This is a genomic window from Pseudomonas sp. AC463 (assembly GCF_979253585.1).
On sequence record NZ_CEEDDZ010000013.1, the window covers coordinates 106,903 to 122,021 of the forward strand.

General features: G+C 62.0%; 16 protein-coding genes. 3 read left to right on the plus strand and 13 right to left on the minus strand.

Features of this window, described 5'->3' with window-relative positions; translation table 11 throughout:
- Positions 1–6 precede the first annotated feature (6 nt).
- Positions 7–456, minus strand: coding sequence for a type II secretion system major pseudopilin GspG (gspG, locus tag AC0IYH_RS17680; RefSeq protein WP_116630248.1), 450 nt, complete (start codon positions 454–456; stop codon positions 7–9).
- Positions 457–604: 148 nt separating this feature from the next.
- Here gspG and gspI point away from each other — a divergent pair, with 148 nt between their 5' ends.
- Complete coding sequence (gene gspI, locus AC0IYH_RS17685; RefSeq protein WP_116630249.1) at positions 605–970, plus strand: type II secretion system minor pseudopilin GspI; 366 nt, start codon at positions 605–607, stop codon at positions 968–970.
- Here gspI and AC0IYH_RS17690 read toward each other — a convergent pair.
- Positions 957–1,388 (minus strand): type II secretion system protein N, encoded by a 432-nt coding sequence (locus AC0IYH_RS17690; protein WP_116630250.1) that lies wholly within the window; start codon positions 1,386–1,388, stop codon positions 957–959. The genes gspI and AC0IYH_RS17690 overlap by 14 nt on opposite strands.
- A gap of 78 nt (positions 1,389–1,466) precedes the next feature.
- Between AC0IYH_RS17690 and gspH the strand changes: the two genes are divergently transcribed.
- The gene (gene gspH / locus AC0IYH_RS17695; protein ID WP_471835449.1) at positions 1,467–1,919 is read left to right on the plus strand and encodes a type II secretion system minor pseudopilin GspH; all 453 of its coding nucleotides are present in this window, start codon (positions 1,467–1,469) and stop codon (positions 1,917–1,919) included.
- Positions 1,916–2,515 carry a type II secretion system protein GspJ gene (locus tag AC0IYH_RS17700; RefSeq protein ID WP_116630252.1) on the plus strand — a complete coding sequence of 200 codons (600 nt, stop codon included), beginning with the start codon at positions 1,916–1,918 and terminating at the stop codon, positions 2,513–2,515. The genes gspH and AC0IYH_RS17700 overlap by 4 nt, the downstream gene beginning before the upstream one ends.
- A gap of 11 nt (positions 2,516–2,526) precedes the next feature.
- Here the strand turns inward: AC0IYH_RS17700 and AC0IYH_RS17705 are convergent, their stop codons facing one another.
- The 11 genes from AC0IYH_RS17705 to AC0IYH_RS17755 all read right to left on the minus strand — a co-directional run bounded on the left by AC0IYH_RS17705 (position 2,527) and on the right by AC0IYH_RS17755 (position 15,073).
- Entirely contained in the window at positions 2,527–3,627 is a 1,101-nt protein-coding gene (locus tag AC0IYH_RS17705; protein ID WP_471835451.1) for an OmpA family protein, read from the minus strand.
- Positions 3,628–3,642: 15 nt separating this feature from the next.
- Positions 3,643–4,083 carry a type VI secretion system baseplate subunit TssE gene (gene tssE / locus AC0IYH_RS17710; RefSeq protein ID WP_471835453.1) on the minus strand — a complete coding sequence of 147 codons (441 nt, stop codon included), beginning with the start codon at positions 4,081–4,083 and terminating at the stop codon, positions 3,643–3,645.
- A gap of 3 nt (positions 4,084–4,086) precedes the next feature.
- Positions 4,087–4,611, minus strand: coding sequence for a type VI secretion system lipoprotein TssJ (gene tssJ, locus AC0IYH_RS17715; RefSeq protein ID WP_116630255.1), 525 nt, complete (start codon positions 4,609–4,611; stop codon positions 4,087–4,089).
- The gene (tssG, locus tag AC0IYH_RS17720; protein ID WP_471835456.1) at positions 4,592–5,677 is read right to left on the minus strand and encodes a type VI secretion system baseplate subunit TssG; all 1,086 of its coding nucleotides are present in this window, start codon (positions 5,675–5,677) and stop codon (positions 4,592–4,594) included. The genes tssJ and tssG overlap by 20 nt, the downstream gene beginning before the upstream one ends.
- Positions 5,641–7,410 carry a type VI secretion system baseplate subunit TssF gene (gene tssF / locus AC0IYH_RS17725; RefSeq protein WP_471835458.1) on the minus strand — a complete coding sequence of 590 codons (1,770 nt, stop codon included), beginning with the start codon at positions 7,408–7,410 and terminating at the stop codon, positions 5,641–5,643. Before tssF ends, tssG begins: the two co-directional genes overlap by 37 nt.
- Before the next feature lie 24 nt (positions 7,411–7,434).
- Positions 7,435–9,003 carry a type VI secretion system protein TssA gene (gene tssA, locus AC0IYH_RS17730; protein WP_471835460.1) on the minus strand — a complete coding sequence of 523 codons (1,569 nt, stop codon included), beginning with the start codon at positions 9,001–9,003 and terminating at the stop codon, positions 7,435–7,437.
- Positions 9,000–12,044, minus strand: a complete 3,045-nt coding sequence (locus tag AC0IYH_RS17735) for an ImcF-related family protein (RefSeq protein ID WP_471835462.1) — start codon at positions 12,042–12,044, stop codon at positions 9,000–9,002. Before AC0IYH_RS17735 ends, tssA begins: the two co-directional genes overlap by 4 nt.
- Before the next feature lie 260 nt (positions 12,045–12,304).
- The gene (locus AC0IYH_RS17740; RefSeq protein WP_471835464.1) at positions 12,305–13,465 is read right to left on the minus strand and encodes a hypothetical protein; all 1,161 of its coding nucleotides are present in this window, start codon (positions 13,463–13,465) and stop codon (positions 12,305–12,307) included.
- A gap of 2 nt (positions 13,466–13,467) precedes the next feature.
- Entirely contained in the window at positions 13,468–13,734 is a 267-nt protein-coding gene (locus AC0IYH_RS17745; protein ID WP_471835466.1) for a PAAR domain-containing protein, read from the minus strand.
- 125 nt (positions 13,735–13,859) lie between these two features.
- Positions 13,860–14,066 carry a YceK/YidQ family lipoprotein gene (locus AC0IYH_RS17750; protein ID WP_471835560.1) on the minus strand — a complete coding sequence of 69 codons (207 nt, stop codon included), beginning with the start codon at positions 14,064–14,066 and terminating at the stop codon, positions 13,860–13,862.
- Positions 14,067–14,317: 251 nt separating this feature from the next.
- Positions 14,318–15,073, minus strand: a complete 756-nt coding sequence (locus tag AC0IYH_RS17755; protein ID WP_471835467.1) for a hypothetical protein — start codon at positions 15,071–15,073, stop codon at positions 14,318–14,320.
- Positions 15,074–15,119: the final 46 nt, after the last annotated feature.

A 15,119-nucleotide genomic window follows, 5' to 3' on the forward strand; every position in this document is an offset into this window, starting at 1 on the left:
CGCGCCTTACAACTGCCAGGAGCCGATATCGGCATTCACGCCGTCGCCATCCGGTTGGCCGTCGGCGCCGAGGGAGAACACATCGACTTCACCGTTGGCGCCTGGGTTGAGGTAGTGATACGGGTTGCCCCACGGATCGTTGGGCAAGCGGTCGAGGTAGGCGCGCCAGGTGCTGTTCTTGGCATCCGCCGGGCGCTCCACCAGCACCTTGAGGCCCTGGTTCATGTTTGGGTAAGTGCCGTGGTCGAGGCGATAGAGCTTCAATGCCTGCATCAAGCCGCCAATGTCCTGCCTGGCCGCCGTGGCCCGCGCCTGGTCCGGCCGGTCGAGGACCTTGGGCACCACCATCGCGGCCAGGATCCCGAGGATGACCACCACCACCATGATCTCGATCAAGGTAAAGCCACGCTGGCCGCGAGGGCCTGGCAATGGGGTTGTTAGGCGCGCGATATCCATCTCGACATTCCTTGGCTTGGGTGCATTTCGTGGCGCAGTGTTGCAAGAACATATGTCAGTCGTATTGAAAATCCTCGGGAGTTTCGGTCGCCAATCGGTCAACTGCCGGCGCTAGTCTGCGGGCCTGTTTCCGGCCTTTGAGAGCGCCATGTACAGCCGTCGCAAGGAGCAAGGCTTTACCCTGATAGAGGTGCTGGTGGCGCTGGCGATCATCGCCGTGGCCATGGCCGCCGCCGTGCGCGTGGCCGGGTTGATGACCCAGAGCAACGGGCTGTTGCGCGACAAATCCATGGCCTTGCTGGCGGCGCAAAGCCGCCTGGCGGAATTGCGCCTGCAAGGCCACTTGCGCAGCGGCAAGCAGACCTTCGAGTGTGACCAGGGCCGTTTGAAGCTGCGCTGCGAGCAAACCATCAATGCCGATGGCCGGCTGTTTCAGGTCAATGTACTGGTGCGTGATGCCAGCCGTGACGCGCCGCCCCTGGCGCGCCTGGACACCCAGGTCATGGCCGAGTGAGCCGCGGCAACGCCGGCCCCTCCGGCAACTTGTCGAGGTTGACGCGCAGCTTCTCGCCGCCGCGCTCGATCTCTACGCCGTCGCCGGCAATGGCCGTCAACCGCACGCCCGGGCCAAGCCGCTCGCCCAATAGAAAGCTGCGCGGCGGGCCGTCGTTGAGGCTGAGGATCGCCACCGCCCCCCGTGCGCCGGCCAGCACGCCGGTGACCTTGACCTGCAACGCCGTCGGCGCATTGGAAAACCATTGCAACGCCGGGTTATCGCTGCGCGCCGCCAACGCCTGCGGCGTGGCCGGTGGCGTGTGGGATTCGGCGGATGTGAGCAACAGCGGCGTCCATACCGCTACACCGGCCAATGCCGCCAGCACAGCCAATGCCTGCACGCCGTGGGCCGGTGAAAAACGAAGGGCGAATGCCATGGGTGGGACCTCCTGTTTGTCCGTCGCACCAGCCTACAGACCAATTCGCACGTTTTTATTTCAGCCTGAGGCCCATCGATGAAACAACAAGGCTTCACCCTCATCGAGTTGATGGTGGTGCTGGTGATCATCGGCATCGCCAGCGCCGCCATCAGCCTCACCATCAAGCCCGACCCGCTGCACCTGCTGCGCAAGGACGCCGAGCGCCTGAGCCAGTTGCTGCAAATCGCCCAGGCCGAAGCCCGCGCCGATGGCCGGCCCATCACCTGGCGCGCTGACGCCAAGGGCTTTCGCTTCAACCGCCGCAGCGACGACGGCAGCGCCACCGAGGCGTTCCAGGCCGACGCTCAACTGCGCCCGCGCCTATGGGAAAGCACGCCGATGCAGATCAGTGTTGAACCTCGGCAAACCCTGGTGCTCGACGCCGAATGGATCAGCCCGCCGCTGCGCGTGGTGCTCTCCGACGGCCAACACAGCCTCAGCCTGCAACGCGATGCTGCCGGCTTGATGCGCGTGGTAGCCCAACCATGAACAAGTCCCAGCAAGGCTTTACCCTGATCGAAGTGATGGTGGCGATCATGCTCATGGCCATCGTCAGCGTGATCGCCTGGCGCGGCCTCGACAGCGTCACCCGTGCCGATCAGCACCTGCAGGCGAGCACCGAACAGACCGAAGTGCTGTTGCGCGCACTCAACCAGATGCAACGCGATATCAGCCTGCGCGCCAGCGTCGAACTGAGCGCACAGGACCCGGACGCCAAGCCAGAAGGCTTGGCCGCAGTCACGGTGCGCAGCTCCGACAGCAAGGGCTTCAGGCTGGATGTGATCCGCAGCGCACCGGTCGCGGGGGATGGCCTGCAACGGGTGCGCTGGTGGCTCAAGGGCGACAACCTGTACCGCGCGGCAGCGCCGGCACGGGATCGATTCCCGCTGCCGGCGGCCAAGGACGGCGTGGTGGTGCTGGCCGGGGTCAGTGATCTGCAAGTGCGGGTGTGGGAGGCCGATAAGGGCTGGCGGCAGTTGAGCGGGAACCGGCGGGAGGACCCGCTGGGGTTGGAGATCAGCCTGGTGCGGGAGACGCCCCAGGGAGTGGAGCGGTATCGCCAAGTGGTGGGGCCATTGAAGTAAGCGCTTTGTGGTCAGCTTTCCCCCACCCGTGCGGCTTGCCCACAGGCCCCCGCCTGTGGCACCAGCTGGATATCGACACGTCGATTGGCGATACGCCCCGCCTCTGTTTCGTTGCTGGCGACCGGCTGGTTGGCCGCAAACCCCTGTACTGCAAAGCAGCTGTCGGCGATGTCGCCCATGCGCTGCATCCAGTCGCGCACCGCGGATGCTCGGGCGTGGGACAGGGCCAGGTTGTGCTCCACGGCACCGGTTGCATCGGTGTGACCGGCGATCACGATCAGCCAGCCCGGCTGGGCTTTGATGCCGGCCAGGGCATTGATCAGCACTTTGGTGGAGTCCGGTTTCAGTGTTGCGCTGCCGGCATCGAACAGCGACAAGCTGTCCAAACGTATCGGCGCGAGCGGTGGGTGGTCGATGTTTGCCAGCCATGTTCGCCATCCAAACACCATCGCCAAGGCAACGATCAATGCCCCGGCTGATAGCCATGCGGCGAGGCTCCACCCGTGCAGCTCCATATCGGGCGGCGGCAAAATGACCACGGGCGTTGGCGTCATCAACCTGATGGGAGCCAGCATCCTTTCGGCCGTTGCGGGCTGCGGTTCCAAGCGCTGGACCCAGTTGTAAGTCTGGTTTCGCAAAGCGTCCAGTGTCAGTAGCGGCGCGGGTAGATGGGGCAGTAAACGCGCGTGCAAACGAGCCAGTTCGACCTCTAACCGAACCAGCGCACCGCCACCGCTCGCTGCTGTCGACAGGCCGCGCATAAGCAATTGCAGTTGGTCGAACAACCATCCCAGCAAGTCCAGCCGCGCAGTTTCCATCAGCGGCCACAGCCGAGCCCATTCGTGGCTCAATGCTTCCAGCAGCACCACGCCTTGGGTGACGCCCTCCAGCCCGTGGCGTTGGCCGCGGGCCAAGGTGTAAAAACAGGCCGAATACAATTCCGCGCCATTGTGCTCGAACAGCGCCAGGCACAGTTGTTCGACCTTGGCCCAATCCACATCCGGGCAGGCCGGGTGATTCAGCTTGGCCAACTCCTCGCGCAGGGCGGTAAATTCATTGAAGCCGCGCGGATCGCCGCCGACTCGAATTCGCATCTCAAACAACGCCGTCATCAGGCTTCCTTTGCGTTATCGGCTCAACAGGGAGTGCTGTCGTTTCAGGTGGCGCATCAGTACCTTGCCTTCGGGCGTCAAGGTGCTGGCGAAGAACGCGCGCTGCCCGTCCTTCAATTGCAGGTCCAAGGCATATTCCAGATGGCCCGGCAGCGCTTGGGGCAGCAGGTCAATCGACACCGCCGCCACACGCGGTTCGTACTTGAGCACCGTGGCGGTCAGCGTGCCGATCAAGTCATGGGCCGATGCAGGCAGCCCTTGCAGGATCCGCCCCATGTCCGGCAGGCCGTAATCCGGCAGATGGCTGAGTGCACCGGCGCGGCTGTTGAGGATGCGTTGCAGGTTGTCCAGCACCGACAGGGTGTGCTGGTCTTCCTCGCTGACGCTGTGCAGGTCCAGTTCACCGTCGAAATTCTGCAGCAGCCGTTCGTAGAGCGAGGGGTTGTACTCGGTCATGGCTCAGTCCTTGGCGAGGGCCCGCAGGGTCAAACGGTTGTCCCCCAACTCGATAAGCCGCGCGCGGTCCGGATCGAGGTCATCACGCGCCAGCGTCAGGCGCCAGGTGTGCAGTTGCGTATCGGGGTTGCGGAACAGCGCCACCACCGTGACGAACCGGGCGTCCTTATCGAGCGGCATGCTCAGCTGTGCGCCCTTCTCGGGCCGTACCACCACCGCGTGTTTGTCCAGCAGCGCGCTGGCCAGCAGTTGGTCGTCATCGGCCAGCAAGCCGTCGTAGCTCGCCTGCTCTACCGCCTTGCTGTCGCGCAATTGGTAGACCCGCACCAGGGTGGCCGCAGAGACGCCGTTCAGGTCCTTGGTATCGGTGTTCAGCGCCGTACGCGCGCTGAAGTCCAGGTGCAGGGTTTTCACCTGCGTGTAGAAGATCGCCTTGGCGGTGGATGTGGTGCCATCTGCGACGGTCTGGACCAACCCGCAACCGCCAAGCGCAGCGAGCATCATGAGACTAATAAAGGTACGCAACATGCTGTGTGTCTCTGTTGTGAGCATTAATCGAAAGGCCTTGGTAACGGCCCAGGTTGATCGTGAGCGTGTCGTGCTCCGCAGCCTCGTCCAAGCCCAGCACGCCGGTCATGCCGAGCCGAATGGGTGCCTGCCCCAGCAGCGGCACCGGCAAGCTGCGCACCGGCAGTGACAACTGCAACTTTGCCGTGCAGCGCCACCCCAGGTAGACCCGCAGCAGCACCAGCAAATCGCGGTGCAACGGGTTGCCCGGTAACCAGCCACTGGCTTCTTGCAGGTCTTGGGTTGCCAGCGTCAGGCGCAGTTGGCTGTTGGCGTCGTGGCCGACACTGCCCAGCAGCGTGCCTTGGGACAAGCTCACCGGATGTCGTTTGCACAGGCTCGCCGGCCGCGCCAGCGCAATCTTCTGCGGCCAATGCGCAGTCACCTGCGCCTGAGTATTGGGCGCCAATAAGGTCACCAGCGCCGTAATGCCTTGCGCATTACGCGTGGGCAGGCGCATCACACTGAGCAAGGCCAGAAAGCGTGAAACCGGCGTGGCGATCTGGCGCGCGGTACCGGGAATGCCCAGCCCGATCAGGCCCAACAAGCATTGCGAGGTGGCATCGGTGCCGCCCGCTTCGAACGTTGCCGGGTAGGAGTATTTGCGCCAGATCCGGTAGAACTGGGTGAAGATCCGATGGTTGAAAATATCCAGAAAGGCTTCCAGCGCTTCATGCCCTTCACGACGCTGCGCGATGTCATCGAGAAACGCCGTCGGCATCGGCGAATCCACCCCGTACAACCCAAGCAAGCGGGTGCGTACCGTCGCCGGGCGCTGCGGGTGGCGTTCGTCGGTCTCAATCGCCTTCAACTCACCCGCCGCAAAGCCCATGCCCGGGTCGGGCCGAAAGCGCACCGCATCATCGGCCGGGTGCGCGGTGCTGCCCAACGGCGGGTGATCCGGCAAGGCCTGTTCCAGCAACTGGCAAAAACGGTACAGGTTGGCCTCGGCGACCTGGCCCTTTAGCGCGTCGAGCAGACCGCCGGCTTTCAGCCGGGAATACGCTGACTGTGGTTCTCGTTCCATCGCAGGCACTTTCCAGTAGGTTGCAGGATCAGCGTGAGCTGGGTGTACAGATGAATGTCGGCATACAGGGCGAAAAAGCGGTTGAGCATCTCGCCGAACAGGCTGATGTCGCCCTCCCCCGAAAAGCCATTGGCATCCAGGGTGATTTCGATATCCACGCCGCGCAGCAGAAAGCCTTTCTCGAACCGCTGCACCAGGTGATGACGCACCTCGGCAATCGCGGCCAGGCGCCGGCGATTGAGTTCGCTGCCGGTCCAGTCGTACAACGCGAGGGTGCCGCGCAGGACCTCGGCGCTGTCGAGCATCGGCAGGAAGTTGGAGCCCAGGTGGCTGAGTACCCGCCAGTGGAAACGATCGCGGTTGGGTGGGTAGCAGGGTTGGGTGGGTGCACACAGGTTGCGCACCCGTATGCTGGCTTGGGTGGAACTCGCCACCGTGTCGAGCAAGGTGCTTTGCAGGGCCTTGCGCGGCAGCTGGCCATGGGTGCCGGTCAAGCGCAATGACAGGCTTTCTTGCCCACGCAGGCGGTCCTTGTCGAAACCCTCGCCGCCGAGGATCAACCAGGTGTCATGCAAGCCGTTGGCCGCGCGTTTCAGGCGCGTGTGGAAGTAACGCTCCGGCGCCTCGTCGCGCAACATTCCGCCCTTGTGGCGAAAGCTGGTGAAGGGCACGTAGTCCTGGAGATCCGCATTGCGCGATGCGGTCACCCGGTCCACCGAGTAGATCTCGGTATGGCCGTCCTGCAAACGCATGGGCCGCAGCAGGTAGTCGGTTTCCAGGGGCGCCAGGGTCAGCGGGTCGGCTTCCAGCGCGAACAGGTTGATCACCGGCACGGCGTGCAGGCGGATGTGTTCGCGGTTCAGGTCGAAATTGGCCGGCCAGGACTCACGCAATATCACTTCAATCTCGAACCAGTCGGTGCCGGGTTCAATCTTTAGCTGCTCCAAGCCACACAAGGTCACGAACATGAATTTTTCGCGGAAGCAAAAATACTCCAGCAACAGCTGATAACCGCTGAAGGCGCTGTCGCCCTTGGGCCACAGCCGGTCCTCATCGGCAAAGCCCTTGGCCGCGAAATGCCCGGCAAATGGCTGACGTCCGGTTTGGCCGGGCCAGCGCACGTGCAGCGATTGCGCATTCAGGGTCAACGCCTGATGCAGCGCACTGGCCAGCGGTGCGTCGGCGTTCAGGTAGAGCGGCAAGCGGTTCAGGTCGATCTGGCTCCAGTCGGTCAACGCCCGACAGCCAAAGCGCAGGCGTAATACCGAGCGACCATCCGCTTCATGGCCGCGCCCCACCGATTCCAGCTCCAGCGGCCGCAGGGTCAGGTCCTGGGTGGTGGTGTAACGGCAACGGGTGCCTAGCGGGCCAATGGGTTGCGACAGCACTTCAAAGCCGCTGGGGATGACCTCGCTCGCCTTCATCTGAGCGAGGCCGGGCGTCAATTCCACCACCGACAGCGACGGAATGGTGCGCAAATAATGCGGCCATAACAGGCTGACCAAGCCTTCCGTCAGCTCCGGCAAGTCATCGTCGAGTTTCTCCCGCAGGCGCCCCATCAGGAACGCAAAACCTTCGAACAGGCGCTCCACATACGGGTCCTGGGCACCCGGTTTGTCCAGGTTGAGTTGCGCCGCGCGATCCGGAAATGCCTCGGCGAATTCCTTGCCGGCCTCGCGCAGGTAACGCATTTCGGCGTCGAAGTAACGCAGTGTCAGATTGTCCATGCTCACAGAATTAGTCCTGATGTAGAGAGGTCAGCCGCACAGCACTGCGGCGCGGACCGGGTCGATGGCCACCAGTGATGCCAGCAGGGTGTCCATGCGTCGCGCCAAGGTGGGTTTGTCGGCGTCATTGCGCTGGGCTTTCACGCGCAACAGTTTGAGCAGGCGCGCCTTGACCTCGAAATTCAGCTGCGGCTCCCACTCGGCCAAGGCCTGGCGCTGTGCCGTGGCATCCAGCTCCGCCAGCAGGTGAATGGCCAGGTCGCCCTTGCCATACTGCTCGGCAACACGCGCCATCAGCAGACGCAGCAACCAGCGTTGGCGGCCGGTGTGGATGCCCGGGCGTGCCGCCAGCCAGGCCAGCGCCTGATCCACGCCGTCACTGTCGGCCTGGGCCACGGCCTCGCCCTCCAGGGACAAAATGTCGGTATCGCCGGTGACGGGCGCCACCGAAGCGACGGGCAGCCATTGCCGGGGTTGGTTGCCGCTGACGTGCTGGGTGATCCACTCGCGGGTCGTGGCATCGGCGAACGGGCTGCCATCGTTCCAGCACAGCACTTCCAGGCCTGGCAGGCGCTCGAGGAACATGCCCAGGTCACGCTTGGCGATATCGGCCCAGCGATCCTGCGGCGCGGGTTGTTTGCGCAGGGCCTGATACAGGTACCACTGCAAATCCAGCCAGAAATGGTTGACCCCTTCGGCATAGATGCGCTCGACCTGCTCGATCAACTCCGTCCAGCTTTGTTGCAGGTACAGGCGTTTGAGCTGTGCGCGGTAGTCACTTCTGGGTGGGGTCAGGCGGGTGTTGCCGTTCGCCTCTTGCGGCGGGGTTTGATGCACCGTGTCCCAGCGCAGGCTCTTCATCAGGCGATGAGCGGCCAGCCAGCCAAGGGGTTGGTCGCGCAGGTAGGCGGCCAAGGCGCGGCTGCTGTCCAACAGGTCGCGCCCGGATTTGATCGCAGTGGTTGCGGCTGAATCCTGACTGACGGTGTGCTGGGGCACCACTGCGTCCAAGCCGCCCGATTGCGCCAGCCGCGCCGCCAGGGCGGCATACAGCGGCGCCAGGTCCGGGCGTTGCTCCTGCGGCCACAGGTTCAGCCCGCGCTCCAACCAGGCGAGTGCCGCTGCGGTGCGCTCAGCCTCGGCCTTGACCACTTCCGGGTACAACGACAGCGTGTCCAGCACCTTGCCGCTGGCCAACCACTCCAGGGCCATCTTGCGGCTGTTGGGGCGGACGGGCAGCACCGCGTCGGCAAAACCCTCCACCAGTGCCGCCAGCAAGCTGAGGCCATCGGCCAGACCGACTTCGCCGCGCTGGTGCAGGCGCGCCCACAGGTAGTAGGTGGCGACGCGCAGGTCCTTGCAGCTGTGGGTCAGCAGCTTCTCGGCCAACAGCGCCACCTGCTCGGCGTCCGCGCCCGAGAGCTTGTTGACCTCTTCGCGCATGCGCTGGAAATCATCGTCGTAGCCGGGGTCTTCACCGACCGGGGACTCGGCGCTGATGGGCTCCAGCCAGGGTTGCCATTGGGCGGCCTGTTCACGGGCGACAGACACTGCATCACGTTCTCCCAGGCAACGGGCGATCAAGGCGCGCAGGCTCATTGGACCCCCCCGTTTTCAGCGACGTACTCGCTGAGAAATATCTGCTGGGGCAGCTTGAAGCTTCTTAATTTGAGCAACGCCAATGGCCCCGCATCCAGCTCGGTACGCAAGTGCCACACCAGGCTCAAACCGTCGGGCGCCTTGAGCACCATGCGGTAGCGGCTGTCGCCGTCATCCAAGGGCGTGACCTGGGCTTTTTCCAGCAGACGGATCAGGCCCCAGGTGCCGGGGTAGTCGCCGAACAGCCGTTCGCCGGTGTGCACGCTGGTCCAGCTCAGGCTCGCACCGGGATAGTCGCTGCGCCCCGGCCAGTTGAAGCGCTGCCAGCTTTCCCTCTGGTTGAAATAGTGGTGTTTATCACCATTGAGGATGAAGGTGGTTTGCACCACATCGCGCACGGCCTTGCCTTGCAGCTCGAAGCTCAAGCCCATGCCACCGTCGGTGTAGAGCAAATCGGCCAGGTCGCTGAGTTGGTTGATGGCAGTCAGAAATTGCGGGTTGAAACGCAGCCCCTGGCTGTGGCGCGGGTCGGCCACCCAACGGTTACCCTCCTTGCGCAACACGCCGCTCAGTTGCCGCTGTAAAAACTGCTCGATGCGCCCGGAGTCCGCACGGATCATCTGCCCCAGCATCGGCAAAGAGGTGTCGCTGGCGGTGGCCGCAAAGGGATAACGGCTGGCAAAGGCATCGTTCCAAGGGCTGACGATCGAGCGTTGCCATTGGCTGTTGATTCCTGCGGCCGAGGGTTGCAACACCCGTTGCCAGGCGTGCTCCAGCGGCTGCACGAACAGCGTTTGCGCCACCGTGCTCCACTGCGCGCCCAAGCTTGCGGCCATCAGGCTGCCGTAGGATTGGGTGTCGGTCAGGTCGATGCTGCGGCCCTGGAACACGGTCTGCGCCAGGGCCTGGGTCATTTCCAGCGGATCCGGTGCGCTGCTGACTTGCTGCAACTTCAGGCGTACGCGGGTTACACGGTTCAAAAAGGCTTGCAGGCTCAGGCTATCGGCGGCGGTCTTGCCCTCGGGGCCTTTGCCGAGTAACGCCAACAGCGGGCCGAAGGTGGCGTCCAATGGGCTGCTGGGAAGGTCGATCCTCTGGTCGATCACTGGAGCCTTGTCCTGCCCGATCAGCTTTTGCGCCGACTTCACCAGCGAGTCGGCCAGGGCCTGGGGGCGAGTACCGGCCTGGCCTTGATAGGCCACGGTGTTCATCAACGCAATCAGCGGGGATTGGCGTACGTCGCTCATCAGCGTTAGCTGGTCAATAACTTCGTCAAGGCTGCTTGCCTCTTGCCAGCGCAGGCTGTTGAGAAAGCTCAGCCAGGCGCTGGCGTAATCCTGGAAGTAACGTTCGGTGAGGCGCTCGCGGAGTTCATCTGCAGTCAACTCGCTGGCGATATCCGCCTGGTTGTCGCTGAGTACCCAGTCGATTTCCTCACGGCGCGCCTCGGCGATGTCGTCGATGGCCTGGCGTACCTGCCCTTCCCAGGCCTGGCGGGTGAACACGCCGGGCACGCTCGCGTCGGTGTTGAACAGCGCCTGGGCAGCGGTTTCACCGAGCAGGGTGTGCAGGTACAGCTCAGGGTATTGATGGGCGGCGGTGTCGAGGAGTTGCTGATACAGGGTGGTTTCGGCGTTGCGTTGGCCTAGCTGGTTGAGCAGGATCCGTCGGGCCTGGGCGACCAGCCTTGGGTCGGGCGTGATGGCCCAGGCTGGGTGGGTGGCCAGATGTTCGCTATAGAACTGCCAAAGGCTCGGCGACAGGCCGTCGCGCAGCGGTTTGGCCTTGTTCAGAAACGTTGCGTCTGCCCTTTGCGGGTTCGCCATCATCAGGTAGGCCTTCAGTTGCGCGTGGGCCTCCTGGGCTCGTTCGGCTCGTTGCTCGCTGCCGGGTGGCAGGCTGATCAACGCGTTGAGTTGGCGTTGCAACTGGGCTGCGGCAGGGTCGCGGATCAGGCGGTTATTGGCGTCGACATAGTGCGGCCACAATGTAGCCAGCAGGTCTTGATTCTGATTGAGGCCAAAGCGCTGATACCAGGGCGCGCCATGTTCAGCGCGGTAATCCAGGCGCGCCAATTCGCGCACCAGCTCGTTAAGCGCAAGCAGTTGTTCGTCGCGACTTCCCGCCTGCTGCAACGCCGCCAACGAGGTCTGCACTTGGGCGATCTGTACACGGTGGGTAGCGAATGACAGCAGCAAGCCCGCCGTCCAAAGCAAAGCCAACCCCATTGTCATTGCATAGACCACGCGCGGTGCATTCCAGCCCAATCGACGTCTGTAGGGGCTATCACCGAGTACGCCGTTCCACACCGTCGTCACCGGCCAATGATTTTTCGAATCATGTTCAGTGGACCGTACAGGCAGGCTGAACCACACCCCACGCAGCAGCACACCAACGGTAAAACTACCGAACAATGGCGCCAGCGTATGACGCCAACGGGCAATGCCCTCAGCCTGCAAATCCCGGGACAGGCGCAGCAAAAAATCATGCTGCATCGCCGTATTGATCTGCGCCAAACCCTCGCGGCGCAACGGCTCAACCAGGCGAGCCAGGGCATTTTCCAACCCCGTCGCCGAGAAGCGCCCGGGCATCAGGCAGCCCACCGGCTGCACCTTACGGCTGTCTTGCGACCATGGGCTGTGACAGACCTGCCAGAGGTGCAGCGGCAATTGCCAGTGCAGGCTACGAGCCAGGCGTTGCAACTGGTACAGGCCAGCGCCCAACGCGGCATCATCGGCGGCCTGGGTGGCGTTGAGTGCCCAGACGACGCCGTCCAGTGCACGCCCACGGCTCAAACCGCGCCATTGTTTGAGGAATGACTCATCCACCGAAGCCTGGGTACTACCGCCCCATAGCAGCACAGTGCCTTGGCCTTCCAACCACTGCTGATCCGCCAGCGTGGGGGCGATGGCATTGATTTCGGCGGCTTCGCCAATGACCAGGAGCAAGCGGACTTTGCGGCGCCAGAGGGGACCGTGGGTTTTGCGTAGGTGGTTGCGTAGCTGGGAGAGCACCACACTCGACTGACGCGGCGAGCGCATGCGAGCATCCTGTGGGGGGTAAACCTTATCCACCCGCCCCTGCTCGCGGTGGTTTTGACGTTTGAGCTGCACCAATAAGCGTGGCAACAGATTGCCTGCCATTGCGAGGGTGATGATCAGCAAAAAAGCCAACAGCTTAGGCTGATTTTCAGCCAGCCCGACCTGGTCGCCATACCGCCAGATCGCCCAACCGAGTGCGGCTACCAGTGTAACGATCCAAATCGCTGCCCCCGCTCGGCGCCATGAATGACTCCATACCTTCATGCCAACTCTCCTGTGGTAAGCGTGCTGATCCAGTGCTGCGAGTGCTCTCGCGTCAACACCAACAAAGGCTGGCGCTGATGCCGCACCACTTCCACGCCAAGGGCAATCACCAGCCAGTGACCGAGTGGCCCCGAGCGCCCGCAAACACCTTCCTGAAACCACTGCTGTGTCGCGTTGAGTGCCGCGCCTTGGGCGCCAGCGACGGCGAGCAATTTTCCGGTAAGGGGCTTCCAGCAGACGGTGTCGGCCAGTAGGCCGGTTGCCCGGCAGGCGCTGGATTGGGTTTGCAGGAATAACGGCAACTCGCGGTCCAGCGCCTCGATGTTCAATGGCATTGGGCGCAACAAGCCAGCGGCGATAGGCAGTTCCAGGGCGCTTGCCAGGCTGTCCGGGCATAGCAACAGGGCGGCAAGCCCGTCGGAGTACGCGTCCTTGCCGTGCACCTGTAGTACCAGGATCAACTCGACGGTAGCGCTGGCGGCCTTCAACGTGTCGTCGACCCACTGGCACGACAGTTCGCCCGCCAGGTTGAGCGTTGCGGGCATCGGCCGGTCCAGCGTGAGGTTCCAGGTTTGTTGCCAGGCATTACGTAGAGCATCGTAGTCGCTGGGGTCGACGTCACTCAGCAGCGTGACCCGTAACGCCTGCCCCATGGGCAATGCCTGCAGTGCCGGCACCACTGCCGGGATCAGAATCTGCAAACCGGCGCAGGCCCGTTGCGTCTGCGCCGGTAAATCCAAAATACGCCGCGCTTGCCCTGTTCGGGAAAGCACGTCAACGCCGGGCGAAGTCAATATGCTCGCAGACACTTGATCAGGCAGCACTACACAACCGGCAACCACGCCCAGGTAGCGCTGCGCCCAGGCCTGCCAGGAGTGCTGGGCAATTTGCGCCTCTTCTTCCAGGAACTGAAAACGGCTCAGCGCACACCCATGGGCATAGGCACGCGCGCCGAACGCCAGAACCCAGACCAGCAACGGCGAACCGGCAAGCGCCCAGATATTGAGCGTAAGCAGCAACGGCACCTGTTGGGAGGCATGCAGTAAAAACAGCAGTGCGCAGATCAGTACCGCCATGACTGCCGCCAACAACCAACGACCCAGCACAGGCGGTTCTGGAACGTCTACGACTTTGGGTGCCTGTCGATCCCAGCCCATGGCTAGGCCACCCCGCAATCGGGCGCGCTGGAAATGACCTGGCAACCGCATTCGCAGTGGCAGCCATTGACCACCATCGCGCGGTTGCCCTCGGACCAGTCCGGGCAACCTTCCACAATCCGGTTAACGCCATGCCCTGGCAACGGGCAATGCACTTCGTCGCCGACCAATGCGACAGGCTTGCCGTTGACGAAGGTGGTGGATGAAGCAGACGTTACTTCTCCACCGTGGGTGGTTTTATCACCCAACAGAACAAAACCTTGAAACATTTTATTTACTCCCAATAACTTGCCCATTAAGAGATAGGCATAAAAGGATCGCTCTCTACCAGAGCAATAATTTTGGTCAACAATCTGAAATCGCAGTCGCACTTTCAACGGCCCAGTACTGAGCGTTAGGAATAGTCTCGCGGACAACGGGCATGACCGTTATCTGCTTCGAGAGCAGCCGCAAGAGAAAACGTGTCGACAACGAAAGATGAAGGTAGATCAATGATAATTAACGGAATAATAAAACCCTTTGTAATCAGAATTGTCTGCCAATCGGTTATCGCATGAAAATCCAGATGAACACCCTGATAAGGGCACTGCGGCCCATTCATAATGGTCGCACCCAATGAACCACAGCCTGTGAGCAAAGGGAAAACAAGCCCTAATAGACAGCACTTATAACGACTCACTTAAATACCTCCGCACTGAACCCTATTTTTAGCTCGAGACTGAATAGCGCCCGCGACAATGCCCAGATCTAACTGCGGGAAATTCCCTACAAGCAGGTATGACGGGCTTTTATCTCTATTTGAGACAAGGCGTCATCAAGGGTAAAGATCTGAAGCTGATCGTGTGACTTTTCTCATTGGCCTTTCTCTTTTGACAGGCGGATGGCTTGAAGCTTTTTGAAGCTTGGTTTATTACCAGTCGCAGTAACGGTGCCATCAGGGTAGGTAAGTTGAGGATAATCCCCCACTTTATGCACCTTTGGTGCAACGGAATGAACGACGTAGTCGGCATGTAGCATTGGTTCAAACTTAACCTTTCGAGCATTTAGGGCACGGTAATACAAATAAATTTCACCCTCGCCGACTAGCCAAGCCATTTTTTTATATCCACCAATAAAATTCTCACTAACTCGGGGGTAATAATCTTTCCTGACCACTAAGTCACCGCCGACTTCTATCGTTGGCTGAAAAGCGGAACGTTGTTGTGGTAGGTGTTTATCAAACATCACAATCACTCCCCCCCCAGGGCCAGCCTTAACGTTCTCCCCAAAATGTGTTGTGTTGGCATACGTAACACCAAAGGTCACGTTGCTGAGTCGCCACTGACATCCGCCTGCGCCATTGATGGGTAATTTCGCTTCATAAAGATCGCTCTGTCCCTGCTGTAGCGGCTGAACCGTAGTGGACAAGTAACCGTCCTCTTCATAACTAGACCAGTCGGGACCGGAACGTTTTATCGTGCACTTCTCCGAGCGGTACGTCGCCCGCATGGGTTCCGCCGCAAGGTTCTGCGGGACCTTTACGGTGATGGTGACTTGCTCGCCATCCGGTGCCGGCGTGAACGCCTGGTTCTGGGCGCAACCGTTGAGGCTGAACAGCAGCAAGAGCACGCCGCACGTTTGGGTAACGGGGTGTATGTGCTTCTGTAAGGGGGTG

Excerpts from the sequence above, each read along its gene's own strand:
- AC0IYH_RS17690 (WP_116630250.1), bottom strand. The coding sequence starts at position 1,388 with ATGGCATTCGCCCTTCGTTTTTCACCGGCCCACGGCGTGCAGGCATTG.
- gspH (WP_471835449.1), top strand. The coding sequence starts at position 1,467 with ATGAAACAACAAGGCTTCACCCTCATCGAGTTGATGGTGGTGCTGGTG.
- AC0IYH_RS17735 (WP_471835462.1), bottom strand. The coding sequence starts at position 12,044 with ATGCGCTCGCCGCGTCAGTCGAGTGTGGTGCTCTCCCAGCTACGCAAC.
- AC0IYH_RS17745 (WP_471835466.1), bottom strand. The coding sequence starts at position 13,734 with ATGTTTCAAGGTTTTGTTCTGTTGGGTGATAAAACCACCCACGGTGGA.
- AC0IYH_RS17750 (WP_471835560.1), bottom strand. The coding sequence starts at position 14,066 with ATGAATGGGCCGCAGTGCCCTTATCAGGGTGTTCATCTGGATTTTCAT.
- tssJ (WP_116630255.1), bottom strand. The coding sequence starts at position 4,611 with ATGTTGCGTACCTTTATTAGTCTCATGATGCTCGCTGCGCTTGGCGGT.
- gspG (WP_116630248.1), bottom strand. The coding sequence starts at position 456 with ATGGATATCGCGCGCCTAACAACCCCATTGCCAGGCCCTCGCGGCCAG.
- tssA (WP_471835460.1), bottom strand. The coding sequence starts at position 9,003 with ATGAGCCTGCGCGCCTTGATCGCCCGTTGCCTGGGAGAACGTGATGCA.
- AC0IYH_RS17740 (WP_471835464.1), bottom strand. The coding sequence starts at position 13,465 with ATGGGCTGGGATCGACAGGCACCCAAAGTCGTAGACGTTCCAGAACCG.
- AC0IYH_RS17700 (WP_116630252.1), top strand. The coding sequence starts at position 1,916 with ATGAACAAGTCCCAGCAAGGCTTTACCCTGATCGAAGTGATGGTGGCG.
- gspI (WP_116630249.1), top strand. The coding sequence starts at position 605 with ATGTACAGCCGTCGCAAGGAGCAAGGCTTTACCCTGATAGAGGTGCTG.
- tssG (WP_471835456.1), bottom strand. The coding sequence starts at position 5,677 with ATGGAACGAGAACCACAGTCAGCGTATTCCCGGCTGAAAGCCGGCGGT.
- AC0IYH_RS17705 (WP_471835451.1), bottom strand. The coding sequence starts at position 3,627 with ATGACGGCGTTGTTTGAGATGCGAATTCGAGTCGGCGGCGATCCGCGC.
- tssE (WP_471835453.1), bottom strand. The coding sequence starts at position 4,083 with ATGACCGAGTACAACCCCTCGCTCTACGAACGGCTGCTGCAGAATTTC.